At 60.3% G+C, this 22,802-nt stretch carries 21 protein-coding genes; 10 read left to right on the top strand and 11 right to left on the bottom strand.

Going from position 1 to position 22,802, the window contains the following annotated elements:
- Positions 1 to 63: 63 nt before the first annotated feature.
- Positions 64 to 1,422: a glutathione-disulfide reductase gene (gorA, locus tag BMZ57_RS18115; protein ID WP_010210355.1), complete on the top strand. Its 1,359-nt coding sequence runs from the start codon at positions 64 to 66 to the stop codon at positions 1,420 to 1,422.
- Here the strand turns inward: gorA and BMZ57_RS18110 are convergent, their stop codons facing one another.
- Positions 1,423 to 2,430, bottom strand: a complete 1,008-nt coding sequence (locus tag BMZ57_RS18110; protein ID WP_044287224.1) for a DNA-binding protein — start codon at positions 2,428 to 2,430, stop codon at positions 1,423 to 1,425. It abuts the gene before it with no gap.
- Between the two features lie 170 nt (positions 2,431 to 2,600).
- Here BMZ57_RS18110 and BMZ57_RS18105 point away from each other — a divergent pair, with 170 nt between their 5' ends.
- The 3 genes from BMZ57_RS18105 (at position 2,601) to ahpF (ending at position 5,927) form a co-directional block, all read left to right on the top strand.
- Positions 2,601 to 3,527 carry a site-specific integrase gene (locus BMZ57_RS18105; protein ID WP_021493111.1) on the top strand — a complete coding sequence of 309 codons (927 nt, stop codon included), beginning with the start codon at positions 2,601 to 2,603 and terminating at the stop codon, positions 3,525 to 3,527.
- A gap of 143 nt (positions 3,528 to 3,670) precedes the next feature.
- Positions 3,671 to 4,234 (top strand): alkyl hydroperoxide reductase subunit C, encoded by a 564-nt coding sequence (gene ahpC / locus BMZ57_RS18100; protein WP_010210361.1) that lies wholly within the window; start codon positions 3,671 to 3,673, stop codon positions 4,232 to 4,234.
- 127 nt (positions 4,235 to 4,361) lie between these two features.
- The gene (gene ahpF, locus BMZ57_RS18095; protein WP_069673033.1) at positions 4,362 to 5,927 is read left to right on the top strand and encodes an alkyl hydroperoxide reductase subunit F; all 1,566 of its coding nucleotides are present in this window, start codon (positions 4,362 to 4,364) and stop codon (positions 5,925 to 5,927) included.
- 49 nt (positions 5,928 to 5,976) lie between these two features.
- Here ahpF and gloA read toward each other — a convergent pair whose 3' ends face one another.
- Positions 5,977 to 6,498 (bottom strand): lactoylglutathione lyase, encoded by a 522-nt coding sequence (gene gloA, locus BMZ57_RS18090; RefSeq protein ID WP_010210364.1) that lies wholly within the window; start codon positions 6,496 to 6,498, stop codon positions 5,977 to 5,979.
- A gap of 196 nt (positions 6,499 to 6,694) precedes the next feature.
- Between gloA and BMZ57_RS18085 the strand changes: the two genes are divergently transcribed.
- The gene (locus BMZ57_RS18085; protein ID WP_029529140.1) at positions 6,695 to 7,231 is read left to right on the top strand and encodes a DUF4946 domain-containing protein; all 537 of its coding nucleotides are present in this window, start codon (positions 6,695 to 6,697) and stop codon (positions 7,229 to 7,231) included.
- Positions 7,232 to 7,343: 112 nt separating this feature from the next.
- Here BMZ57_RS18085 and BMZ57_RS18080 read toward each other — a convergent pair whose 3' ends face one another.
- The 3 genes from BMZ57_RS18080 to BMZ57_RS18070 all read right to left on the bottom strand — a co-directional run bounded on the left by BMZ57_RS18080 (position 7,344) and on the right by BMZ57_RS18070 (position 10,417).
- The gene (locus tag BMZ57_RS18080; protein WP_021493114.1) at positions 7,344 to 7,709 is read right to left on the bottom strand and encodes a histone-like nucleoid-structuring protein, MvaT/MvaU family; all 366 of its coding nucleotides are present in this window, start codon (positions 7,707 to 7,709) and stop codon (positions 7,344 to 7,346) included.
- 198 nt (positions 7,710 to 7,907) lie between these two features.
- Complete coding sequence (locus tag BMZ57_RS18075; protein ID WP_044287222.1) at positions 7,908 to 9,449, bottom strand: EAL domain-containing protein; 1,542 nt, start codon at positions 9,447 to 9,449, stop codon at positions 7,908 to 7,910.
- A gap of 98 nt (positions 9,450 to 9,547) precedes the next feature.
- Positions 9,548 to 10,417, bottom strand: a complete 870-nt coding sequence (locus BMZ57_RS18070) for a LysR family transcriptional regulator (protein ID WP_010210369.1) — start codon at positions 10,415 to 10,417, stop codon at positions 9,548 to 9,550.
- A 77-nt stretch (positions 10,418 to 10,494) separates the two neighbouring features.
- On the opposite strand from BMZ57_RS18070, the gene BMZ57_RS18065 reads away from it, so the two are divergent.
- Complete coding sequence (locus tag BMZ57_RS18065; RefSeq protein WP_031291342.1) at positions 10,495 to 11,418, top strand: DMT family transporter; 924 nt, start codon at positions 10,495 to 10,497, stop codon at positions 11,416 to 11,418.
- Positions 11,419 to 11,663: 245 nt separating this feature from the next.
- Positions 11,664 to 12,740, top strand: a complete 1,077-nt coding sequence (gene hppD, locus BMZ57_RS18060) for a 4-hydroxyphenylpyruvate dioxygenase (protein ID WP_021493116.1) — start codon at positions 11,664 to 11,666, stop codon at positions 12,738 to 12,740.
- 55 nt (positions 12,741 to 12,795) lie between these two features.
- On the opposite strand, the gene rarD is transcribed toward hppD, so the two are convergent.
- The 3 genes from rarD to BMZ57_RS18045 form a co-directional block, all read right to left on the bottom strand.
- Positions 12,796 to 13,677, bottom strand: a complete 882-nt coding sequence (gene rarD, locus BMZ57_RS18055) for an EamA family transporter RarD (RefSeq protein ID WP_010210372.1) — start codon at positions 13,675 to 13,677, stop codon at positions 12,796 to 12,798.
- 223 nt (positions 13,678 to 13,900) lie between these two features.
- Positions 13,901 to 14,911 (bottom strand): aldo/keto reductase, encoded by a 1,011-nt coding sequence (locus BMZ57_RS18050; RefSeq protein ID WP_010210373.1) that lies wholly within the window; start codon positions 14,909 to 14,911, stop codon positions 13,901 to 13,903.
- Between the two features lie 79 nt (positions 14,912 to 14,990).
- Positions 14,991 to 15,893, bottom strand: a complete 903-nt coding sequence (locus BMZ57_RS18045; protein WP_021493118.1) for a LysR family transcriptional regulator — start codon at positions 15,891 to 15,893, stop codon at positions 14,991 to 14,993.
- A 100-nt stretch (positions 15,894 to 15,993) separates the two neighbouring features.
- Between BMZ57_RS18045 and BMZ57_RS18040 the strand changes: the two genes are divergently transcribed.
- Complete coding sequence (locus BMZ57_RS18040) at positions 15,994 to 16,698, top strand: SDR family oxidoreductase (protein ID WP_044287219.1); 705 nt, start codon at positions 15,994 to 15,996, stop codon at positions 16,696 to 16,698.
- A 35-nt stretch (positions 16,699 to 16,733) separates the two neighbouring features.
- Here BMZ57_RS18040 and BMZ57_RS18035 read toward each other — a convergent pair whose 3' ends face one another.
- The gene (locus BMZ57_RS18035) at positions 16,734 to 18,044 is read right to left on the bottom strand and encodes an MFS transporter (protein WP_010210380.1); all 1,311 of its coding nucleotides are present in this window, start codon (positions 18,042 to 18,044) and stop codon (positions 16,734 to 16,736) included.
- Between the two features lie 159 nt (positions 18,045 to 18,203).
- Here BMZ57_RS18035 and BMZ57_RS18030 point away from each other — a divergent pair, with 159 nt between their 5' ends.
- Positions 18,204 to 19,310: a sugar diacid recognition domain-containing protein gene (locus BMZ57_RS18030; RefSeq protein WP_010210381.1), complete on the top strand. Its 1,107-nt coding sequence runs from the start codon at positions 18,204 to 18,206 to the stop codon at positions 19,308 to 19,310.
- A 91-nt stretch (positions 19,311 to 19,401) separates the two neighbouring features.
- Positions 19,402 to 20,544, top strand: coding sequence for a glycerate kinase (locus BMZ57_RS18025; RefSeq protein ID WP_010210382.1), 1,143 nt, complete (start codon positions 19,402 to 19,404; stop codon positions 20,542 to 20,544).
- On the opposite strand, the gene BMZ57_RS18020 is transcribed toward BMZ57_RS18025, so the two are convergent.
- Together BMZ57_RS18020 and BMZ57_RS18015 are read right to left on the bottom strand one after the other, a co-directional pair.
- Positions 20,541 to 21,653, bottom strand: a complete 1,113-nt coding sequence (locus BMZ57_RS18020) for a class II histone deacetylase (RefSeq protein ID WP_010210383.1) — start codon at positions 21,651 to 21,653, stop codon at positions 20,541 to 20,543. The two genes, BMZ57_RS18025 and BMZ57_RS18020, sit on opposite strands and share 4 nt — an antisense overlap.
- Positions 21,650 to 22,801 carry an MFS transporter gene (locus BMZ57_RS18015; protein WP_010210384.1) on the bottom strand — a complete coding sequence of 384 codons (1,152 nt, stop codon included), beginning with the start codon at positions 22,799 to 22,801 and terminating at the stop codon, positions 21,650 to 21,652. The genes BMZ57_RS18020 and BMZ57_RS18015 overlap by 4 nt, the downstream gene beginning before the upstream one ends.
- Position 22,802: the final 1 nt, after the last annotated feature.

The following is a 22,802-nucleotide window of genomic DNA, read 5'->3' as shown; positions in this document are numbered from 1 at the left end:
TGGCTTTTTCGTTTTTCAGCCCCATGTAAGTCGGTATGCTGATTGCCTGCCGAGGAGAGTGAAATGGCCTACGATTTTGACCTGTATGTGATTGGCGCCGGTTCCGGCGGTGTTCGTGCGGCCCGTTTTGCCGCGGGCTTTGGAGCCAAGGTGGCTGTGGCGGAAAGCCGTTACCTGGGCGGCACCTGCGTCAACGTCGGCTGCGTACCGAAAAAGCTGCTGGTGTACGGCGCACATTTCGCCGAAGACTTTGAGCAGGCCAGTGGGTTTGGCTGGTCCCTGGGTGAGGCGAATTTTGATTGGGCCACCCTGATCGCCAACAAGGATCGTGAGATCAACCGCCTCAATGGCATCTACCGCAACTTGCTGGTCAACAGCGGCGTGACGTTGCACGAAGGGCATGCGCGGCTGGTCGATGCGCATCAGGTCGAGATCAATGGCGAGCGCTTCACCGCCAAGCATGTTCTGATTGCGACGGGTGGCTGGCCGCAAATTCCGGAGATTCCGGGGCATGAACATGCCATTGGCTCCAATGAGGCGTTCTTCCTCAAGGAATTGCCGAAGCGCGTACTGGTCGTCGGGGGTGGTTACATTGCCGTGGAGTTCGCAGGAATCTTCCATGGCCTGGGCGCGCAAACCACGCTGCTGTATCGCGGTGATCTGTTCCTGCGCGGTTTCGACGGTTCGGTGCGCACGCACCTGAAAGAAGAGCTGACCAAGCGTGGCCTGGATCTGCAATTCAATGCCGATATCGAGCGTATCGACAAGCAGGCCGACGGCAGCCTCAAGGCGACTTTGAAGGACGGCCGCGTGCTGGAGGCCGACTGTGTGTTCTACGCCACCGGGCGGCGTCCGATGCTGGACAACCTGGGGCTGGAGAATACCGGCGTCAAACTCGACAAGCGCGGCTTCATTGAGGTGGATGACCAGTACCAGACCGCCGATGCATCAATCCTGGCCATTGGCGATGTGATCGGTCGCGTGCAACTGACGCCGGTGGCCCTGGCCGAGGGCATGGCCGTGGCGCGCCGGCTGTTCAAGCCTGAGCAGTATCGCCCGGTCGACTATGCGATGATCCCGACCGCGGTGTTTAGCCTGCCGAACATTGGCACCGTAGGCCTCACCGAGGAAGAAGCGAAAGAGAAGGGCCACAAGGTGCAGATCTTTGAAAGCCGTTTCCGGCCGATGAAGCTGACCCTGACCGAGTGCCAGGAAAAGACCCTGATGAAGCTGGTAGTGGACGCCGATACCGATCAAGTGTTGGGTTGCCACATGGTCGGTCCAGACGCGGGTGAAATCGTCCAGGGCCTGGCGATCGCACTCAAAGCGGGTGCGACCAAGCAGCATTTCGATGACACCATCGGCGTACACCCCACGGCGGCGGAAGAGTTTGTCACCATGCGCACGCCTGTGGCCGACTGATCAATCCTCGGGCGTTGCCTCTGGCGCCGTCGCAACGGCGGCCGCCAGGCGCAATGCTTCAAGACTGGCCTGGGCCTTGATCAGGTCCAATTCCAAGGTTTTGTTGGCGTGCTGGTGTTCCGCCAATGCTGCCTGGCGTGACTGGCTCTCCAGCACGGCAACGCGCAGGCGCTCCTGCAGCAGGGTGCGTTCGCTGTCAATCAGGCCCACTTGTTCATTCAGCTTGAGCAGCTGGGCCTGATCTTTGCGGGATTGTTCCTGTAGCGCCGTCAACGCTTTCGATGCCACTCGATGCTCAATCAACAGTCGCTCATTGTCGCGATGCAGCTGGGTGATTTCATCCTGGCGCACCATGGCGCTCTGCTGCGCTTGGCGCAGTTCAGCCTGGACCTGTTGCAGTTGACCTTCGTGGCGACGCTGTTCCTGCTCACGCTGCTCCTTGATTGCATGGCGGTAATGCTCCAAGGCATCCCGGGCGTGTAAATGCTTTTCTTCCAGTGAGCGAATCTGCTCGTCCTTGTCGCTGATCCTTAACTCGTAATCACTGCACGCCTGGCTCAGCCCGGCGTTACGGGTTTGTTCGGTCTGCAGGCTGGTGCTGGCGGTTTGCAGCGCGGCGCTTTCCTCTGCAAGGGCGGCGGCCTGGATATCAAATTGTTGCTTGAGCTGGCTGTGGGCCTCTTCAAGGGCTTCGACCTGGGTGAGCAGGGCGGCTTTCTGTTGCTCGAACTGCGCCATGGCCAGGTCGATGGGCTCCTGGGCTTTTTCCTTTAATCGTTGCGCCAGGCGCGCCACTAACTCGCCAAGCTCGTCGTCGATAGGCGCCTCGGTAATGGTGGCACGGGTCTCGCTCTCGTCGAGCTCCTTCAGATAGCGATGAATCGTGGTTTTCGAGCCCGTGTTGCCCATTTCGATGCGTACGGCGTCGATGCTGGGGTTTTCGCCGCGGGCGAGGATTGCCAAGCGCGCCGTTTGAACTACTGCTTTGTTAATGCCGCCGCGAGCCATGGGGTCTCCATCGATTTCGTATTGTGGTACATAGTATGTATATACGTATCATATCATGAACAAAAAATGGTTTGAATTCATGATTTAACAGATGGGATATTGGCGTATTATCCCGTGTAATATGCGTTTAAACCGCGCAAACACCTGCCAGCCGTACGAATAGGCCTCCCATGAGCGATCTGGACCGTTATCTCGATGCCGCCACCCGCGATAACACGCGACGCAGCTATCGCGCCGCCATCGAACATTTCGAAGTGAGTTGGGGAGGGTTCCTGCCCGCCACCAGCGACAGCGTGGCGCGTTATCTGGTGGCGCATGCCGGGGTATTGGCGGTCAACACGCTGAAGTTGCGGCTTTCGGCTTTAGCGCAGTGGCACACGAGCCAGGGCTTTCCCGATCCGACCAAGGCGCCGGTGGTGCGCAAAGTGCTCAAGGGTATTCGCGCCGTGCACCCGGCGCAGGAGAAACAGGCCGAACCTTTGCAGCTCAAGCACCTGGAGCAGGTGGTGGCGTCCCTTGAGAGCGAGGCAAAGGCCGCGGCCCACGACCTGCCTCGGCTACTGCGCGCCAAGCGCGACACCGCACTGATCCTGCTGGGCTTCTGGCGCGGGTTTCGCAGTGATGAGCTGTGCCGTCTCGAGATCGAGCATGTTCACGCCACGCCCGGCGCGGGCATCAGCGTGTATCTGCCACGCAGCAAAAGCGACCGCGACAACCTCGGCAAGACCTATCACACCCCGGCGCTGTTACGCCTGTGCCCGGTGCAGGCCTACAACGAGTGGCTCAGTGCCTCGGCGTTGGTGCGTGGCCCGGTATTTCGCGGCATCGATCGCTGGGGCAACCTGGGGGAGGAGGGGTTGCACCCCAACAGCGTAATCCCATTGCTGCGCCAGGCGCTGGAGCGTGCGGGGATTCCCGCCGAGCAATACACCAGCCACTCATTGCGTCGTGGGTTTGCCACGTGGGCCCATCGCAGCGGCTGGGATTTGAAGTCGTTGATGAGTTACGTCGGCTGGAGCGACATGAAATCCGCCATGCGCTATGTTGAAGCGACGCCCTTTCTTGGCATGACCCTGGCGACGCAACCGCTACTTTGAGATTTCTTCTATTAATACAGTTTCCTGATAGGGAAAACCAATCGTCAGCATCAGGTTTGCCAATGAGCCATCGGCTCAGAGAGTGGGTAGGATTCACTTCATCAACTTTAAGCCCTTCTACAAAACCTGACGGAGAGTCAACGATGCCTATCATCAACAGCCAAGTAAAACCGTTCAAAGCTACCGCCTACAAAAACGGCAACTTCGTAGATGTGTCCGACGCCGATCTGAAAGGCAAGTGGTCCGTTGTGTTCTTCTACCCAGCCGACTTCACCTTCGTTTGCCCAACCGAACTGGAAGACCTGGCTGACAACTACGCCGAATTCCAGAAGCTGGGCGTCGAAATCTACAGCGTTTCCACCGACACCCACTTTGCCCACGCTGCTTGGCACAACACTTCGCCAGCCATCGGCAAAATCCAGTACACCATGATCGGTGACCCAACCCTGACCATCTCCCGCAACTTCGACGTACTGATCGAAGAAGCTGGCCTGGCAGACCGCGGTACGTTCGTGATCAACCCAGAAGGTCAGATCAAGATTGTTGAGCTGAACGACGGCGGTGTTGGCCGTGACGCTTCCGAGCTGCTGCGCAAAATCAAAGCGGCTCAATACGTCGCTGCCCACCCGGGCGAAGTGTGCCCAGCCAAGTGGAAAGAAGGCGAGGCTACTCTGGCTCCGTCCCTGGACCTGGTCGGCAAGATCTAAGTCTGTGAAGTCTCAAGGGCGGTATTCCGCACTTAAGTAAGCTGCATCCGCCCCCAAAACGCCCGGGCGAGATTCGCTCGGGCGTTTTTTTGTCTGCAATAAACCGAATAAACAGGAAATCGCCCGTATGTTGGACGCCAATCTTAAAGCTCAGTTGAAGTCATACCTGGAACGGGTCACCCAGCCGATCGAGATCGTCGCCTCCCTCGACGACGGCGCGAAATCCCAGGAAATGCTTGCCCTTTTGCAGGATGTTGTCAGCCTCACGACGCTGATTACCCTGAAAACCGATGGTGATGATGCGCGTAAGCCGTCGTTCTCCATCAACCGCCCGGGTGCCGAGATCAGCCTGCGTTTTGCCGGCATCCCCATGGGCCATGAATTCACTTCGTTGGTTCTGGCCCTGCTGCAAGTCGGTGGCCACCCGTCGAAGGCCAGTGTCGAAGTGATTGAACAGATCCGCGCCCTTAAAGGCGAGTTCAGCTTCGAGACCTACTTTTCGCTGTCCTGCCAGAACTGCCCGGACGTGGTCCAGGCGCTCAACCTGATGGCCGTGCTCAACCCGAACATTCGCCACGTCGCCATCGACGGCGCGCTGTTCCAGGCTGAAGTCGACGAACGTCAGATCATGGCGGTGCCCAGCGTTTACTTGAACGGTGTGAACTTCGGCCAGGGCCGCATGGGCCTGGAAGAAATTCTCGCCAAGCTCGACACCAGCGGGATCGAAAAAGCCGCCGAGAAAATCAGCGCCAAAGACGCCTTTGATGTGCTTGTCGTCGGTGGTGGTCCAGCCGGTTCTTCGGCGGCCATCTATGCCGCACGTAAAGGCATTCGTACCGGCGTCGCTGCCGAGCGTTTTGGTGGCCAGGTGCTGGACACCATGTCCATCGAGAACTTCATCTCGGTGCAGGAAACCGAAGGCCCAAAACTGGCCAGCGCCCTGGAAGCCCATGTACGCCAGTACGACGTGGACATCATGAACCTGCAGCGCGCCAGCAGCCTGGTGCCGGCGAAAAACGCCGGTGACCTGCACGAAATTCGTTTCGAAAGCGGTGCGACCCTCAAGTCCAAGACTGTGATCCTGGCCACCGGCGCCCGCTGGCGCGAAATGGGTGTGCCGGGCGAGCAGGAATACAAGGCCAAAGGCGTGTGCTTCTGCCCGCACTGCGACGGCCCGCTGTTCAAGGGCAAGCGTGTAGCGGTGATCGGCGGTGGTAACTCCGGCGTTGAAGCGGCCATCGACCTGGCCGGCATCGTCAGCCATGTCACCTTGCTTGAGTTCGACAGCAAGTTGCGCGCCGACGCCGTGTTGCAACGCAAGCTCTACAGCCTGCCCAACGTTGACGTGATCACCAGCGCGCTGACCAGCGAAGTGAAAGGTGATGGCCAGAAAGTCACCGGCCTGGCGTACAAGGATCGCGACAGCGGCGAGTTCAAGACCATTGACCTGGAAGGTATCTTCGTACAGATCGGTTTGCTGCCCAACACCGACTGGCTCAAAGGCACCGTGGAGCTGACGCCGCGTGGCGAAATCATCGTCGATGCGCGTGGTGAGACTTCACTGCCAGGTGTGTTCGCCGCCGGCGACGTGACGACGGTGCCGTACAAGCAGATCGTGATTGCGGTGGGCGAGGGTGCCAAGGCTTCCCTGAGTGCTTTCGATCACCTGATCCGCACTTCCGTTCCGGCGTAAATCCGAAGCCGCAATGAAAACCCCATGAGCGATCATGGGGTTTTTTTCGTTATAGCGGTGCGGGCTGGATAATCTCGACCCAGTACGCGTCCGGGTCCTTGATGAAGGCCAGGCTTTTCATGCGGCCATCGGTCAGGCGTTTCTGGAAGTCGCAGCCCAGGGCTTCGAAACGTTCGCAGGCAGCGACGATATCCGGCACCGAGATACAGATGTGACCAAAACCACGTGGGTCGGTATTACCATTGTGGTAGGCAAAGTCGGCGTCGTTTTCGGTGCCATGGTTGTGGGTCAGTTCCAGGATACCTGGGATCGACTTCATCCACTGGGTACGCTCGGCGGCGTCGGCCGGAATCTGGGACTTGTCCACCAGGGCCAGGAAGTACAGGCTGAATTCGGCTTCCGGAAAGTCACGCTTTTCAACCAGGGAGAAACCGAGGACGCGGGTGTAGAAGTCCAGCGACTTGGTGATGTCCTTGACCCGCAGCATGGTGTGGTTGAACACGAAGTTCGTGGTGGCGGTGTCCGGCTGGGCAGTGACGCCCGGGAAAGTGTTCAGTTCGTGCAGGCTCATGGGCCCTCCAGAAAAAATGGGGCAAACGCGGCTCTGAAATGTGAGCGGTTCCTTGGCTTGCGGCTGGCGTCCGTGCAGCCGGACCATGATACGCAAGGCTCGCCCCAGGCGCCAAATGAAAAAGCCCAAGCAAGCCTTGCGACACATGGGCGCAGGGGCTCAAACTTTGGCGCTTGAACCTTGGGTGTTTTTCACAATGATTGCATTTCGTAAACCGCTGTTTAGCGTTGTGTGTGTGCTGTTGGGCAGTTCCTTCGTGCTGGCGGCCGACCCCGAAATTCATTGGCCCAGTGGCTGGCAGGTTGAAGAGGTTGTCCCGGATGGTGACGCACCTGCCAAACCCCAGCCGGTGTCGCGACAGCGTGCGATAAAGAATGATGAAAATGGCGCGACCTTGATGGTGATGGAGTTGACGGGTACGCCGATTGAAGCGGGGCATAAGGTTAATCTTCAAGGCGTACTGCTGGAGATGCGCAAGTCCATCCAGAAAGATTTTGCCCAAGGTGGTTATCAAAGTGTGTGCAGCAAGATGCGCCCTACAACATTGAGTCATCTTGACGCGTTGGAAACTACGTGTGTGATAACCGAAAACGGGCGTCACGTGCTGTCGCAAACATTGGTGGGCGCGGTTGATGCCGATAAGGCGTATGTTTTTTCATACGCAGGGCAGGCGGATGCGTACGAAGCCAGCAAGGACGAAGTCAGTTCGGTGCGCGATAGCCTCAAACTTTAAGTGTGTAATGTCCGGCGGTTCTGAACATAATGAAACGTTATTTAAGTTCGATTTCGAACCGTTGAAATAAAAAAGCCCCGCGTAAGCGGGGCTCTTTGTTAGTGCAGTGCGATCAGCCGCGAAGCCAGGAGTCTACAGTGGCAGCGCCGTACTGTTCTTTCCAGGCCTTGAGGCCACGGTGGTTGCCGCCTTTGGTTTCGATCAGCTCACCAGTGTGTGGGTTCTGGTAAACCTTGACCACGCGGGCGCGGCGCTGTTTTGGTGCGCTGACGGCAGCAGCGCTGGACTTGCCCGGGTTTGGATCAAGGATGGAAATGATGTCACGCAGGCTTTTGCCGTAGGTCTTCATCAGGCCCTGGAGCTTTTCTTCGAATTCGATTTCTTTCTTCAGGCCGGCGTCGTTTTTCAGGGACTCCAGCTGGGCAAGCTGCTCTTGAAGGGCTTTTTCGGCTGCGCGAAATTCGGCGAGTCTGGACAAAATAGGTACTCCAATAGTGTGTTTGGCTGATATCAACTGCAGACAAAGCTATAAGCCAAGCGCTTTAAGGCGACTCAAGAAAGAAGCCGTCTCGCGAGTTCTGCACAGGCTGAAAAAATTGTAGTAGTTAATGTGCTACGAGTAAATCATGTCTTTTGGCTAAATAAAATTATTTCAGCGCAGGTAGTGCATGGCTATTCAATGGCTGACCAGTGATTGAATAAATTCGTCGCACGGCAATGGCTTTCCGAACAGGTAGCCCTGCAGGAAGTCCACGCCTTGGGCGGCCAGGTAATCGGACTGTTCAGGCGTTTCCACACCTTCTGCAACGATGCCCAAGTCGAGTTTGCCGGACAGTTCAATGATGCTGTCGAGAATATGCAGCGATAATGCATCCGCACCGATCATGGCGACAAAACTCTGGTCGATCTTCAAGTAGTCGACATTGAAGTTACGTAAATAGCCCAGGCTTGAGTGGCCGGTTCCAAAGTCATCAATAGCGATCATCACCCCCAGTTGATGCAGGGCGTCGAACAGGCGGCGGGTGATATCGGTAGGCACGATCAGCTCGCGCTCGGTCAACTCCAGCACCAGGGTGACCTGGCCGACGGGAAAGGCGGCGAGAAACTCACGGCAGTCATCCACCAAGGCCAAATCCTGGCAGTGGCGTGCGGTGATGTTGACGCCGATATGAAACCCAGGGCTGAAACGCGACGCGTGGGGCGACAGTTGTGCCGCGGTCTGGCGTAACAGGGCACGGGTCATGGGGACTATCAGGCCAGAGTGCTCGGCCAGAGGAATAAACAGGTCGGGCCGCACCAGGCCTTCTTTGGGATGTTGCCAGCGCATCAGTACTTCACATCCCGCCCACTCGCGGGTATCCCCCCTTACCACTGGCTGGAAATACGGAATGAACTCATTGGCACCCAGCGCCCGTTGCAATTCTTGAGTCGGTGCCGAGGAGCGCTTTTGCAGCCAGTGGGCCAAAAAACCCGCCAGCACGCCAAAAAACACGACCAGGCTGAACATTGCCGGGTAACGGGCCTGCATGTAGCGCCATACTTCGCCCGCCGGCATGCCTGCGTTGACGCTGTAGTGATAGCGTTCGGACGCCAAGTGCTCGTTAGCCACGGCAAATACCGGCATCGCCGTGTCACGCACCTTGCCATCAGTCCCCAGCCAATTCGGGCCAACTTGCAGTACCAGATGGGCGTATAGGTTGATCAGGCGCAGGGCGTTGGTCAGGTGATAGCCGTCGATCGAAGCAAAAGCGGCCTTGTCACCGTCAACCAGCCGGTAGACCAGCAGCGCGGTGTCGGGGGTCACCGGGTTGCCATTCATCAGCCATAACTGGCCGGCCACATAGTCATCCGGGTTGACCGGTGACATGTAGTTGCTGCCGAACAATGAGCTGCAATAGATGTTTTTTTGCCAGGACAGGGTGGTCGCACGCACAAAGGGCCTGCGAGTGACCTGTTCGCGCAGCGCCAGCTGTGCGCCGCTATCACAGGGTTGCCCCGCCAATGGCAGCAAGGCCTGGGCGGCGAGGGCGGTGTTGTCGAGCATCAGGTCGAATTGGCGCACCGCCTCCTGCGCGGTCTGGGCCGAACTTTGTTGCAAGGTACGTTCGGCTTGCCAGTGCAGGATGATGACCCCGAGCGCAATCGGCAGCAGCGCACTCAGTGATGTGATCAGGTAACGACTGGCGCGTTTTCGCGGGCCGTTGATGGTCAGTGGCATGGGGTGAACGGCCTGTTGCAGGAATCAGATTCAGTCGATGATAGATGGCCCGACCGAAATAAGCTCGCGGTACCTAACCATTTGGCCAGTATGCGTCGCTACAACGCTAGACCTTGGGCAATACGGATAAAAGCGAGCGTCGCCGGGGAAGACTGACGCCGGTCCAGTACGGCGAGGCCAACCTGGCGCGGCACACGCGGGGATAATACGCGCTGTACGTAGCGAGGATCATGGCCGGCCGGCAACGAGGCCTGCGCCACGACGCTTACCGCATCACCCCGGCTGACGGTTTCCAAGGTGCTCAGCAGTTGCGAGCAGCGATAACGCACATTCGGGGTCAGCCGCGCCTCGTTGAACAAGCGCACCACTAATTCAGTTGACCCAGCCTCGGTCAGCGCGAAAGGGTCGTTGCACAAGTCCTTGAGGCTCACGTGTTCGCGCCCAGCCAGCGTGTGACCGGCCGGCAGCAGCGCCACCATCTGGTCCTCGAACAGTGGGAAAGTGTCGAAGCGTTCCTGGTCCAGCACCACAAAGCCAATATCAACCCGGCGTTCATCGAGCCATTGGATGACTTGTCTGTCCGGCCCTTCATCCACGTGCACCTCAATGCCCGGATACGCCACGCGGAACCGGTTGAGAATCTTCGGCAGCAAGTAAGTCGAGGAGGTGGGGCCGAATGAGCCGATGCGCAGTGTCCCGCGTTTCATGCCCCGGGCGTCCGCGGCCTCCTGTTGCAAGGTGTTTGCCAGGCCTAGCATCGCCCGAGCGCGTCCCAGCAACTGCGCGCCGATATCGCTCAGCTCGACCTGGGCCTGGTGGCGCCTGAACAACGCCACCCCCAGTTCCTGTTCCAGGCCTTTGATCGCGTGGGACACTGCCGACTGGCTGATGCCGAGGCGATGGGCTGCGCTGGTGAAGCCTTGCAGCTCGGCCACCAGCGAGAAGATTTCAAGTTGAGTCAGGGTCATGAGTGATCACTCATTTTACGATGACACTGTATTACCAGAACAATGCAGGCACCTTCAAGCCAGGAGAGCCCTATCCCGTGCATTCGAGCTCAGATCGCATCACTTATATGAAGTTGGCGGCTGTCACCATGATCTGGGGCGGCACCTTCGTGGCCGGTCGCTACCTGAGCGGGACGGTCGACCCTTTGCTGGCGGCCAGCCTGCGGTTCGCGCTGGCCAGCCTGGCCTTACTGGGATTCCTGGGCTTGGCACGCATCCCACTGGCCCGCCCAAGCCCCAGACAGTTACTGCAACTGGGGATGCTGGGTTTCTTCGGGATTTTTTTCTACAACCTGTGTTTCTTCTACGGATTGCAGTCCATCAACGCTTCGCGAGCCTCATTGATCGTGGCGTTGAACCCGGCGGTGATCGGCCTGGCGTCGCGTTGGCTGTTCAAGGAGCGCCTGGGTGCCAGCAACGTCGCTGGGATCCTGCTGTGTCTGACGGGTGCCGCCGTGGTCATTGTCAGTCGCAATCCCCACGTGCTGAATGAAGCAACCAGCAGCTGGCGTGGGGATTTACTCATCTTCGGGTGTGTCGTGGGGTGGGGCATCTATTCACTGTGTTCCCGTGGCTTGAACCAGAGCCTTGGGCCGCTGCAGACGGTCACCTGGTCGATACTGCTGGGAACCCTGATGCTCACCCTCACAACGCTGATCATGGGCCGCTTTACACTTGAAGCAATGGGTCGCCTGCAGACTGCGCAGGGGCTGAGCCTGGCGTACCTCGGCGTGCTTGGCTCGGCGCTGGCCTATATCGGCTATTACGATGGCATCCGCCGTATCGGCGCGACACGTTCCGGCGTATTTATAGCGCTTAACCCCCTCACCGCGGTGATCTGCGGCGCCTTGCTGCTGGATGAACCGTTGAGCCTGCCCATGCTGATCGGCGGGGCGGTGATCCTGCTGGGCATCTACCTCTGCAACAAACCCCTTGCACGCGCCAGGGCAATGGGGATTTGATAAGAGTACGGACAAATACGGTTACGCTGTGTAGAATCGATTTACGCATACAAGAATATGGACTTGCGCTCACGCAAGCCTAAGCCGTCAGAGACTGATGACCCCATGAAGCTACTCGGCTCCCCCCTCATCTTTGGTGACTTCCTCGCCCGCAGCGTGCGAGGCCTTTCCTGTGCGCCACCCTGCAACCTCATCCTTGCTCGCCATTAATACTGTGTCTATTACAAGAATGATGAGGTGCCACCATGGCAGATCTATACGAAAACCCAATGGGCCTGATGGGCTTTGAATTCATCGAATTCGCGTCGCCGACGCCGGGCACCCTGGAGCCGATCTTCGAGATCATGGGCTTCACCAAAGTCGCGACCCACCGTTCCAAGAACGTGCACCTGTATCGCCAGGGCGAGATCAACCTGATCCTCAACAACGAGCCCAACAGCATCGCCTCCTACTTTGCGGCCGAACACGGCCCGTCGGTGTGCGGCATGGCGTTCCGCGTGAAGGACTCGCAAAAGGCCTACAACCGCGCCCTGGAACTCGGCGCCCAGCCGATCCATATTGACACCGGGCCGATGGAATTGAACCTGCCGGCGATCAAGGGCATCGGCGGCGCGCCGTTGTACCTGATCGACCGTTTCGGCGAAGGCAGCTCGATCTACGACATCGACTTCGTGTACCTCGAAGGTGTGGAGCGCAATCCGGTCGGTGCAGGTCTCAAAGTCATCGACCACCTGACCCACAACGTCTATCGCGGCCGCATGGTCTACTGGGCCAACTTCTACGAGAAATTGTTCAACTTCCGTGAAGCGCGTTACTTCGATATCAAGGGCGAGTACACCGGCCTGACTTCCAAGGCCATGAGTGCGCCGGACGGCATGATCCGCATCCCGCTGAACGAAGAGTCGTCCAAGGGCGCGGGGCAGATCGAAGAGTTCCTGATGCAGTTCAACGGCGAAGGCATCCAGCACGTGGCGTTCCTCACCGACGATCTGGTCAAGACCTGGGACGCGTTGAAGAAAATCGGCATGCGCTTCATGACCGCGCCGCCAGACACTTATTACGAAATGCTCGAAGGCCGCCTGCCTGACCACGGCGAGCCGGTGGATCAACTGCAGGCACGCGGTATCCTGCTGGACGGATCTTCCGTGGAAGGCGACAAACGCCTGCTGCTGCAGATCTTCTCGGAAACCCTGATGGGCCCGGTGTTCTTCGAATTCATCCAGCGCAAGGGCGACGATGGGTTTGGCGAGGGCAACTTCAAGGCGCTGTTCGAGTCCATCGAACGTGACCAGGTGCGTCGTGGTGTATTGACCGCCGATTAAGCGTCAAAAAGCCCGGCCGAGGGTGACCCCGGCCGGGCTTTTTATTGCCTGCGCATCAGGTTTTGCGTTGATGCACCAGGTGCTTGAAGCCTTCAAACACCAGCACCATTACCGCCAACCAGATCGGGATGTAGGTGAGCCACTCGCCACCCTTGATGCCTTCACCCAAGATCAGCGCCACGGCTAACAGCAGGACCGGCTCAACATAGCTAAGCAACCCGAACAGGCTGAACGCCAGCAACCGGCTGGCGATGATATAGCTCACCAGCGCCGAGGCGCTGATCAGGCCCAGCATCGGGATCAGCGCATACAGTTTCGGGTGGGCATCCATCACCGCAAAGCCTTGCTCGCCACTCTGCACAAACCACCAGGCCACCGGCAGCATCAGCGCCATATCCAGCCAGAGCCCACCCAGATGGTCGGTCTTGAGGTACTTGCGCACGATGAAATACACCGGGTAGCCGATGATCACCACCAGCGTTGCCCAGGAAAACCCACCGGCCTGATACAGCTCGTTGAGCACCCCGAGGGCCGCAAAAAACACGGCAATCCGTTGCAAGTAGGACAGTTGTTCGCCCCACACCAGGCGCCCGGTCAGCACCATGGTCAGCGGCAGCAGGAAGTACCCCACCGACACATCCAGGCTGCGCCCATTCAGCGGCGCCCACATGAATAGCCACAATTGCACGCCCAACAAGGCAGAGGACAGCAACACACCCGCAATCAAGCGTGGCTTGGCCGCCAACAGCTGCAGCAGCTCCCACACCCGCCGCCATTCGCCGCTGACGATCATGAACACCGTCATGCACGGCACGGTCAGCAACATGCGCCAGCCGAAAATCTCCAGGCCGCTCAAGGGCGTGAGCAATGATGTGAAGTAATACATCACGGCAAACAGCACCGAGGCCAAGACCGATAAAACAACTCCTTTAGACACTCTGTCCTCGCGAAAACCGTTGATACAAAAGATAAGGGGATTATGGAGCTTTTGGCGGGAGAGGGTTGCGCTGTTTTGGGGCGTTTTTCAGGAAATTTTATCGCCGCCTCTTGTAGGAGCGAGCTTGCTCGCGAAGAACGTCAACGATCACGCAGCGCTATCAGGTAGCCTGCGGCGTCCTTGGGTTCTTCGCGAGCAGGCTCGCTCCTACAGAGTGGAGGGGTTATGCGCGTGGTAAGCGACCGGAGACGAAGTGCCCCACATCATTGAACCCCGGCGTCGACGAATGCCCCGGCGTCACCAACGAATCGATAAACGCCTCATCTTCGGCGCTGATCTTCACCTCAAGCGCGCCAATATAGGCATCCCACTGCGCCTCCGTACGCGGCCCGACAATCGCCGAGCTGACCGCCGAGTTGTTCAACACCCAGGCAATCGCAAACTCCACGATCCCCACGCCACGTCCTTGGGTGTACTGCTGGATCTGCTGGGCGATGCGCAGCGATTCGACACGCCATTCGGTTTCCAGGATGCGTTTGTCCTGGCGCGCCGCGCGGCTGCCGGCCTCGGGGGTAACGTCGGGCGCGTATTTACCGCTAAGCACACCGCGAGCCAGCGGGCTATAGGGCACCACACCCAGGCCGTAGGCGGCTGCAGCGGTGATCTGCTCCACCTCGGCCTGGCGGTTGACGATGTTGTACAAAGGCTGGCTGATGACCGGCTTGTCGACGCCCAGGCGCTCGGCAACGCGAATCACCTCGGCAATGCGCCAACCGCGATAGTTGGACAGGCCCCAGTAGCGGATCTTGCCCTGGCGGATCAGGTCGCCAATCGCCGACACCGTCACTTCCAGGGGGGTGTTGTGGTCTTCACGGTGCAGGTAGTAGATGTCCAGGTAATCGGTGTCCAGGCGGGTCAGGCTGGCTTCCAGTGCGTTGAAAATGCGCTTGCGGCTCAAGCCGCTGCGGTTGGGCAAACCGTCCACCGGGCCGATGCCGACCTTGGAGGCCACCACCCAATCCTGGCGATTACGCACAATGGCTTCGCCGACGATTTCCTCGGAGCGCCCCCCGGTGTAGACGTCCGCCGTGTCGATGAAATTGATGCCCTGATCCCAGGCCTTGTCGATGATGCGCAGCGAGTCCTCGGTGTTGGTCTGTTCGCCAAACATCATGGTGCCCAGGGTCAAGGCGCTGACCTTCAAACCGGACTGGCCCAATGTGCGGTAAATCATGGATAACTCCTCAAGGCGGGAAATGTACCCATGCAATACCAGACTCAGAGGCTCTGGGACAAGCCCTGCGCGGGTTTCTTCATGTGCTCAGCAGTGTCTGGCAGCGCTGCTGTAAAAAGCGATGCAGCACCTTCACCCGTTCCGACACCTGCAGGCGGTGAGGGCACATCAGGTTGAAAGGGGCAGGCTCTCCTTGCCAATCCTCTAACAGCGCGACCAGTCGGCCGGCGGCGATATCGCCGATCACGTCGAGCCTGGCCTTGTAGGCGATACCGTGCCCGCCAAGCGCCCAACGCCGGACGATTTCTCCGTCATTGCTGAGGAAATCCCCCGTCACTTCAACCTCCTGTAGCTGATCAGCCTGACGAAACCGCCAAGTCTTGCTCACTTGGCCCTGGCGCATGTACCGCAGCGCGGTATGTCGGGACAGTTCCATCGGTTCGCGCGGCGTCCCATGACGGGCCAGGTAGTCGGGGCTGGCGCAGGCGACGCGGTGGTGATCAGGCGCGATCGGCAATGCAACCAGGCTGGAGTCCTGGGGCACTCCAAAGCGCAGGGCGATGTCGACGGTTTCGCGGAACAGGTCGGCGTTACTGTCGTTCAGCATCAATTGCAGGCGGATATTGGGGTGCTCGGCCTTGAACTCATCCAGCCAGCCCAGCACCACATTGCGCCCGAAATCCGACGGCGCGGCCAATTGAAGCAACCCACTCAACCCCTGGCTTTGTTGCTTGAGCGCTTGCTCACCTTCGGACAACGCCGCCAGTGCCACGCGTACGCTGTCGAGGTAACGCCGGCCTTCCTCGGTCAGGCGCATGCTGCGCGTGGAGCGTGCCAGCAAGCGGATACCCAGGCGGGTTTCCAGGCGCTTGAGGGCGATGCTCGCCGCCGCCGGGGTCAAACCCAGGCCACGGGCAGCGGCAGACAAGCTGCCGGTATCGGCGGTTCGCACGAAGACTTCAAGGTCGAGGATCGAACTCATTTGTAAAAATCCTTTAAAGATCTTGTCCTTTTACCGGGATTTTTCGCGGATTGCCAAGCTGGGAAGATAAACGCTCACTTTCTCAATCAGGAATTTTCCCATGACCTCTTCCCTCAACGGCAAAACCGTCATCGTGATCGGTGGCAGCAGCGGAATCGGTGCAGCCGTGGCCCAGGCCGCCGCCGCACGAGGTGCGCAGGTGGTGCTGGCCGGGCGGCGCCTGGTGTCCGGCGTCGAAAACGGCCTGCGCAGCGAACCCGTTGACGTCACCGACGCGGCCTCGCTGCAACGCCTGTTCGAAGCGGTGGGGCGTTTTGATCACTTGGTCTACACCTCGGGGCCGAGTGTGCGGGCCAAAACCTTGGGCGAAACCGACCTGATCGAAGCCCAGGAAAACTTCAATGTAAAACTCTGGGGCTCACTGCGGGCGATCCAACAGGCGCTGCCTTTTTTGAACGAGCACGGCAGCATCAGCCTCACGTCCGGGCAATTGGGGCGTAAATCGGTTGCAGGGCAATTCATCAAGACCGGCATCAACGCCGCGACCGAAGCATTGGTCAAGCAGTTGGCCAAGGAGCTGGCGCCGCGCCGGGTCAATGCGATCAGCCCAGGGGTGATTGATACACCGGCCTATGCGGGGCTCTCCGAAGATCAGCGCTTGGCGATGTTCGCCAAGGCCGGTGGCGCGCTGCCGGTGGGGCGAGTGGGGCAGGCGGAGGAGGTCGCGGCGGGGTATGTGCTGGCGATGGAAAATGGTTTTATGACCGGCGCCGTGATCGATATCGACGGCGGCGGTCTGCTCTGACGTGCGTGAGAGCCGGCAAGCCGGCTCTCACAGGCTTATGCCTTCAGGGTACGCGTCATCCGCAACGCCAACACGCTGCCGGCCACGATCACCGCCGCCAGCAGGTACAGCGCCATATCCGTTGACCCGGTGGCATCCTTCACGAACCCGACGATATACGGGCTGAGGAAGCCGGCCATCTGGCCCATGGAGTTGATCAACGCCAGGCCGCCTGCCGCCGCGCCTGCACTGAGCATGGCGGTAGGCACCGGCCAGAACATCGGCAGACCGGTGAGGGCGCCCATGGTGGCAATGGTCAGGCCGAGGATTGCGATGGCCGGGGTGGTGGCGAAGTTCACCGCGATCACCAGGCCGATAGCCCCCATCAGCATCGGCACCACCAAGTGCCAGCGACGCTCCTTGCGCAAGTCGGCGGAGCGACCCACCAGCAACATGAACACGGCTGCCAGCAAGTACGGGATCGCACTCAGCCAGCCGATCACCAGGTTATCGCTGAACCCCAGGTTCTTGATGATCGACGGCAACCAGAAGTTGATGGCATACACGCCGCTCTGGATGCAGAAGTAGATCAGGCCGAATGCCCAGATGGCCGGGTTCTTGAACACTTCGGCCAGGGAGTCCGTGGTTGTCTTGGGCTTGTTGGCCAAATCAGTCGCCTGGTCGGCCTCCAGCACGGCGCGTTCGTGGGGCTTAAGCCACTTGGCGTTGGCGAAGCTGTCGCTGAGCAGGAAGTAGGCGAGGGCGCCCAGCACGACGGTGGGGATGCCTTGCAGCAGGAACATCCACTGCCAGCCCGCGAGGCCACCTTGGCCGGCGGCAAAATGGTTGAGGATCCAGCCGGAGAACGGGCTGCCAAGCAAACCCGAGACCGGGATCGCCGACATGAACAGCGCCATGATCCGCCCACGGCGGAAGGTCGGGAACCATTGCGAGAGGTACAGCACCACGCCGGGGAAGAAGCCCGCTTCCGCGGCACCGGTAAACAGACGCAAGGTGTAGAAGTGCGTCGGGGTGGTGACGAACAGCAGGCAGGTGGAGAGTGTGCCCCAGACGATCATCATCAACGCAATCCAGCGCCGTGGACCGAATTTGGTCAACGCCAGGTTGCTCGGTACGCCGCACAGCACGTAGCCGATGAAGAAGATCCCGGCGCCGAGGCCGTACACGGTTTCGCTGAATTTCAACGCATCGAGCATCTGCAATTTGGCAAAGCCAACGTTTACCCGGTCAAGGTAGTTGAACAGATAGCAGATGAAAATGAAGGGGATCAGGCGCAGGGTGATGCGCTTGTAGATGGCGTTTTTATCGTCATCGGTGGCCAGTGGGGTCGTGGCGCTCTGTGACATGGCAGTCTCTCTTTATTATGATTTTTCGCGATGCGAGGGTAACGTTGATCGCCCACTGAGTCTCGGCCACCTGGCAGGCCGCTGTCTTTGTGCTTGCGCACAGCGAACCCTGCTTTGCGCTGTGCCTGTGAACAACCCCGCTTCTAAGGAATTAGCCCCATGTTTGAGCTGGATCATGACCTGGCGCAGGATATTGTCGATCGAACCATGGCGATCCTGCCCTACAACGTCAATGTCATGGACAGCCAAGGCCTGATTCTCGGCAGCGGCGAACCCGAGCGCATCAACACCCGCCATGAAGGCGCCCAACTCGTGCTCGCCAATGGCCGCGTGGTGGAAATCGACGGCCAGACCGCCAAGCACCTCAAGGGCGTGCAGCCAGGCATCAACCTGCCGTTGTTGCATGATGGGCGCCTGATCGGTGTTCTCGGCATCACCGGCGAACCGGAAGGCCTGCGCACCTACGCCGAACTGGTACGCATGACTGCCGAAATGCTGGTCAGCCACCGCCACCAACAGGCCGAGCAACAATGGCGGCGCCAGCGCTGTGATGACCTGCTGGCCTTGCTCCTGGCGGAAACCGGCGACTCGCCGCGCCTGGTGGACGAGGCCCAGCAACTGGGGCTCAAGCCGCAACTGCCGCGCACGCCATACTTGTTCGAACTGGGCGCAGGTCAATCGGCGGAAGCCCTGAGTACCTGGCTGACCTCGCGTTATCCGGACAGCTGGTGTGTCAGCTCGGCGCAATTCTCACTGCTGTGGTGCCGGCCGGCGGCAGTGCAGGTCGACAACCCGCGCTTGCTGGAAAAGCTCGATGCCCTCGGCTGGAACGTCCTGCGCGTGGCCGTTGGCGGGCAGGCGGACGGGCTGGCGGGGTTGCGTCGCTGCTATCGACGCGTCGGGGATCTGCTGGCCTATGGTCGCGATGTGCTACCGCAGTCGCGCCTGCTGACCCTTAACCGCTATCGCCTGCCGGTGATGCTCTGGCGCCATCGCAACGACGATGCGCTCGACGAGCTGCTCAACCCTCTGCGCAAAGTGCTCGCCAAGGACAGCAACGGCCAACTGCTGGCCACGTTGCGCAGTTGGTGCGAACACGACGGGCAAAGCCAGGCGTGTGCCGATGCGCTGGGTATTCACCGCAACAGCCTGCGTTACCGTATGGAGCGCATTGCCGAACTCAGTGGCGTCGACCCATTGACCCTGGACGGCATGCTTGCTCTCTACCTGGGTGTACAGCTGTTGCCCCAGGCTTTGTCGGAATGAACAACAAAGCGCCGCCGTACTTGTGCATCGGACCGGCGTCAGTAGCCCTGCCAACTGGCAGCATGGGCGTTATAAAAACCGGAGAAAGCCCATGAAAATCATCATCGCCCCCGACTCGTTCAAGGACAGCCTGAGTGCCGAAGGCGTCGCCCAGGCCATCGCGGCCGGGTTGTCCGAAGTCTGGCCGCAAGCACAGTTGATCCAGTGCCCGATGGCGGATGGGGGTGAAGGCACGGTGGACGCGGTGCTGGCCGCCTGCAAGGGTGAGCTGCGGCGTCAGCAGGTGAGAGGTCCGTTGGGTGGCACGGTTGAGGCGCGCTGGGGCTGGTTGGCCGACAGCCACACCGCCATCATCGAAATGGCCGAAGCCAGCGGCCTGCAACTGGTACCGCCGGGCCAGCGCGATGCGTGCACCAGCACCACCTACGGCACCGGCGAACTGATCCGCGCGGCCTTGGACCTCGGCGCCGAGCGCATCATCCTGGCCATCGGCGGCAGCGCTACCAATGACGCTGGCGCGGGCGCAATGCAGGCCCTGGGCGCGCAGCTGTTCGACGCGGAGGCGCAAACCCTGCCACCGGGTGGCCTGGCCTTGTCACGTCTGGCGCATATCAGCCTTGAAAACCTCGACCCACGCCTGGCACAGGTGCGCTTTGAAATCGCCGCCGACGTGAACAATCCCCTGTGCGGCCCCCACGGGGCCTCCGCTATTTTTGGCCCGCAAAAAGGCGCCAGCCCCGTGCATGTCCAACAGTTGGATGCGGCCCTCGGTCACTTCGCCGATCACTGTGCCAGGGTGCTGCCCAAGGATGTGCGCGACGAACCCGGCAGCGGTGCGGCCGGTGGCTTGGGTTTCGCTGCCAAGGCCTTTCTGGGCGCGCAGTTCCGTGCGGGTGTGGAAGTGGTGGCCGAGCTGGTAGGTCTGGAGGACGCCGTACGGGGTGCCGACCTCGTCATTACGGGCGAAGGGCGTTTCGATGCCCAGACCCTGCGCGGCAAAACCCCCTTTGGTGTGGCCCGTATCGCCGGCCAGCACAACGTGCCGGTCATTGTGATTGCCGGCACGCTGGGCGAGGGTTATGAACAGATGTATGCCCATGGTGTAGCGGCTGCTTTTGCCTTGCCTGCGGGGCCGATGAGCCTGGAACAAGCGTGCAGCGAGGCGCCGCGCCTGCTTCGTGAGCGGGCCTCGGATATAGCGCGGGTGTGGCGATTGGCATCGTCCAAGGGCTAGTGAGTGACCCCGATTGCGAGGTGGTCGATCCACTGTTTCTGAAACGCCAGCAACGCGGCCTTGGGCTGCTGCAGCTCGACCAGTGCGAGCATCGGATCGTCCACCGCGGTGCGCACACCCGACAACTCTTCCAGCGTCGCCAACCCGCAAAACGGTACGTAGGCTTCGCTGTAGCCGCCTTCGTGCACCAGCACCAGACGCCCCTGGCACAGGCGTTCGGCAGCCTGGCGCACGCAGCGAGTCATCAGGCGGAAGGATTCGCTGTGCAGCAACATGCGCGCGAGCGGGTCGACGGCGTTGGCGTCATAGCCGCAGGCGACAATGATCAGTTCCGGCTGGAAACGCTCCAATGCCGGCACCACGATCCGGTTCATCGCATGCAGGTAGGCGTCGTGACCACTTCCCGGTGGCAAGGGGATATTGATGTTCGCCCCCAGCCCTGCGCCACGGCCACGTTCCTGCTCGCCGCTGTAACCGGGGGGATAACAGCCGTCCTGATGCAGCGAAATCGTCAGCACATCCGCGCGCGCCTCGAAGATCGATTGTGTGCCGTTGCCATGGTGCACATCCCAGTCGATCACCGCGACCTTGCCCAGCCCATTGCGCACCTTGGCGGCTTCGATCGCGATGGCGATGTTGGCCAGGAAGCAGAACCCCATGGCGCTGTCCGCCAGGCAGTGATGCCCCGGCGGTCGTGACAATGAGTAGGCGTTATCTGCCAGGCCCTTGAGCACGGCGTCGACGGCAGCCATCGTCAGGCCGGCCGAAAGTCGGGCGATTTCGTAGCTGCCCGGGCCTATCGGCGCCTGTAATCCCAGGTCGCCGCCACCGGCATCGCTCAACGCCTTGAAACGCTGCAGGTATTCATGGCCGTGGACGCGCAGCAAATCGGCTTCGCTCGCTGGCGCAGCGCTGTGCATGTGCAGGTGATGGCCCAACCCGGAGACATCCAGCAGGCTTTTCATGCGCCGCTTGGTTTCGGGGGATTCGGCATGCCCGCTGCCGGCAGGTGGCTGTACCCAGCCGCCCACGGGCAAGGTCAATGCATGGGAGCTGGCGCTGTGCCAAAGGCTCATTTCATCAAAGAAAAACGCGGTGGTTCGGTTCATACAGGCTCCATTTCAACGACAGGTCCGGGACGGCTGGCAAGGATCATTGCCAACGACAGCAGCGTGATCACGGCGCCGCCCATCAACAGCACGGCAAAGCCGCCGCTGGCCTCGATGAGCCGACCCGCTATCGCCGGGCCGATGGCCAAGCCGCCGCCGATCATCAGGTTCGACGCGTTCATCAGCTTGCCGCTGTGATCGAGGTCGGCCAGGCAAGCAAGGATCAGCGGCAAGATGAAGGTCCAGGCGAACTTGAACAGCAGCGCCGCCAGGGCAAAGCGCACCAGGGTGGGTTGGCCCAGCAGGAGCAGCACCGCTGCCGCCATTAACGCGTAGCCTGCCAGCAGTAACTGCTGACGCGGCAGACGGGAGCCGATCAGTGACGTGCACGCGGCGCCGGCGATTCCCATGACCGTCGCAATGGCCAATATCTCGCCGCTGTGCTGTGGGGAAATCCCGGCAGTGGCGCCCAGGGCGCCGATAAACGTCCAGACTCCACCCAGGCTGATGTAAAAGGCCAGGACCGCACCGACACCCAGTAGGGCTTTGCGTCGTGTGCCAGCAGCGGCCGTCCCGATTGCTTGTGGCGCTGCATGGGCACAAGGAAAGCCGCGTGCCAGCGGCAGCAACAGCGCCATCAACCCTGCCAGGATCAGGTAGCAACTCTGCAGTCCATAACGTTCGAATAAACCCGGTAGTACCGCCAGGCCGACGGCGCCAACGACCAGCTGCCCGACCACCCATAACCCGTAGACACGGCTGGGGTTGGCGGTGGTGGCTGCGCTCGCCAGGCAGATGATCATCAACGAACCGCCCGCCAAGGCACTGACCAAGCGCAGGACCAGCAACTGGGTATAGGTGTCGGCAAGCGTCGACATCAGGTTGGCCGCAATGAACAGCACGGCTGCGGCCAAGGCTGCCACTCGCCAGTTCACGCACCGCAGCCACCAGAAGGCGGGCAGGGTCGCCAGGCTCATCGCGCCCAGTTCGACGGAAAACAAGTCGCCGATCTGTGCCGGGCTCAATTGCCATTGGGCGGCCAACTGCGCCGCCACGGCAGGCGCAGTCATCAAAATGGTCGGGGTGATCGCGGCAAACAGCACGATGGCCGCCAGCCGCTGCCAGGGTGTAGGGGACGAGTTGTGCATG

It is taken from the genome of Pseudomonas simiae (assembly GCF_900111895.1).
GTDB classification, from domain to species: domain Bacteria; phylum Pseudomonadota; class Gammaproteobacteria; order Pseudomonadales; family Pseudomonadaceae; genus Aquipseudomonas; species Aquipseudomonas simiae.
This window is presented reverse-complemented; position numbering and strand designations above follow the sequence as displayed.

Excerpts from the sequence above, each read along its gene's own strand:
- gorA (WP_010210355.1), top strand. The coding sequence starts at position 64 with ATGGCCTACGATTTTGACCTGTATGTGATTGGCGCCGGTTCCGGCGGT.
- BMZ57_RS18110 (WP_044287224.1), bottom strand. The coding sequence starts at position 2,430 with ATGGCTCGCGGCGGCATTAACAAAGCAGTAGTTCAAACGGCGCGCTTG.
- BMZ57_RS18105 (WP_021493111.1), top strand. The coding sequence starts at position 2,601 with ATGAGCGATCTGGACCGTTATCTCGATGCCGCCACCCGCGATAACACG.
- ahpC (WP_010210361.1), top strand. The coding sequence starts at position 3,671 with ATGCCTATCATCAACAGCCAAGTAAAACCGTTCAAAGCTACCGCCTAC.
- ahpF (WP_069673033.1), top strand. The coding sequence starts at position 4,362 with ATGTTGGACGCCAATCTTAAAGCTCAGTTGAAGTCATACCTGGAACGG.
- gloA (WP_010210364.1), bottom strand. The coding sequence starts at position 6,498 with ATGAGCCTGCACGAACTGAACACTTTCCCGGGCGTCACTGCCCAGCCG.
- BMZ57_RS18085 (WP_029529140.1), top strand. The coding sequence starts at position 6,695 with ATGATTGCATTTCGTAAACCGCTGTTTAGCGTTGTGTGTGTGCTGTTG.
- BMZ57_RS18075 (WP_044287222.1), bottom strand. The coding sequence starts at position 9,449 with ATGCCACTGACCATCAACGGCCCGCGAAAACGCGCCAGTCGTTACCTG.
- BMZ57_RS18070 (WP_010210369.1), bottom strand. The coding sequence starts at position 10,417 with ATGACCCTGACTCAACTTGAAATCTTCTCGCTGGTGGCCGAGCTGCAA.
- hppD (WP_021493116.1), top strand. The coding sequence starts at position 11,664 with ATGGCAGATCTATACGAAAACCCAATGGGCCTGATGGGCTTTGAATTC.
- BMZ57_RS18050 (WP_010210373.1), bottom strand. The coding sequence starts at position 14,911 with ATGATTTACCGCACATTGGGCCAGTCCGGTTTGAAGGTCAGCGCCTTG.
- BMZ57_RS18045 (WP_021493118.1), bottom strand. The coding sequence starts at position 15,893 with ATGAGTTCGATCCTCGACCTTGAAGTCTTCGTGCGAACCGCCGATACC.
- BMZ57_RS18040 (WP_044287219.1), top strand. The coding sequence starts at position 15,994 with ATGACCTCTTCCCTCAACGGCAAAACCGTCATCGTGATCGGTGGCAGC.
- BMZ57_RS18035 (WP_010210380.1), bottom strand. The coding sequence starts at position 18,044 with ATGTCACAGAGCGCCACGACCCCACTGGCCACCGATGACGATAAAAAC.
- BMZ57_RS18030 (WP_010210381.1), top strand. The coding sequence starts at position 18,204 with ATGTTTGAGCTGGATCATGACCTGGCGCAGGATATTGTCGATCGAACC.
- BMZ57_RS18025 (WP_010210382.1), top strand. The coding sequence starts at position 19,402 with ATGAAAATCATCATCGCCCCCGACTCGTTCAAGGACAGCCTGAGTGCC.
- BMZ57_RS18020 (WP_010210383.1), bottom strand. The coding sequence starts at position 21,653 with ATGAACCGAACCACCGCGTTTTTCTTTGATGAAATGAGCCTTTGGCAC.
- BMZ57_RS18015 (WP_010210384.1), bottom strand. The coding sequence starts at position 22,801 with ATGCACAACTCGTCCCCTACACCCTGGCAGCGGCTGGCGGCCATCGTG.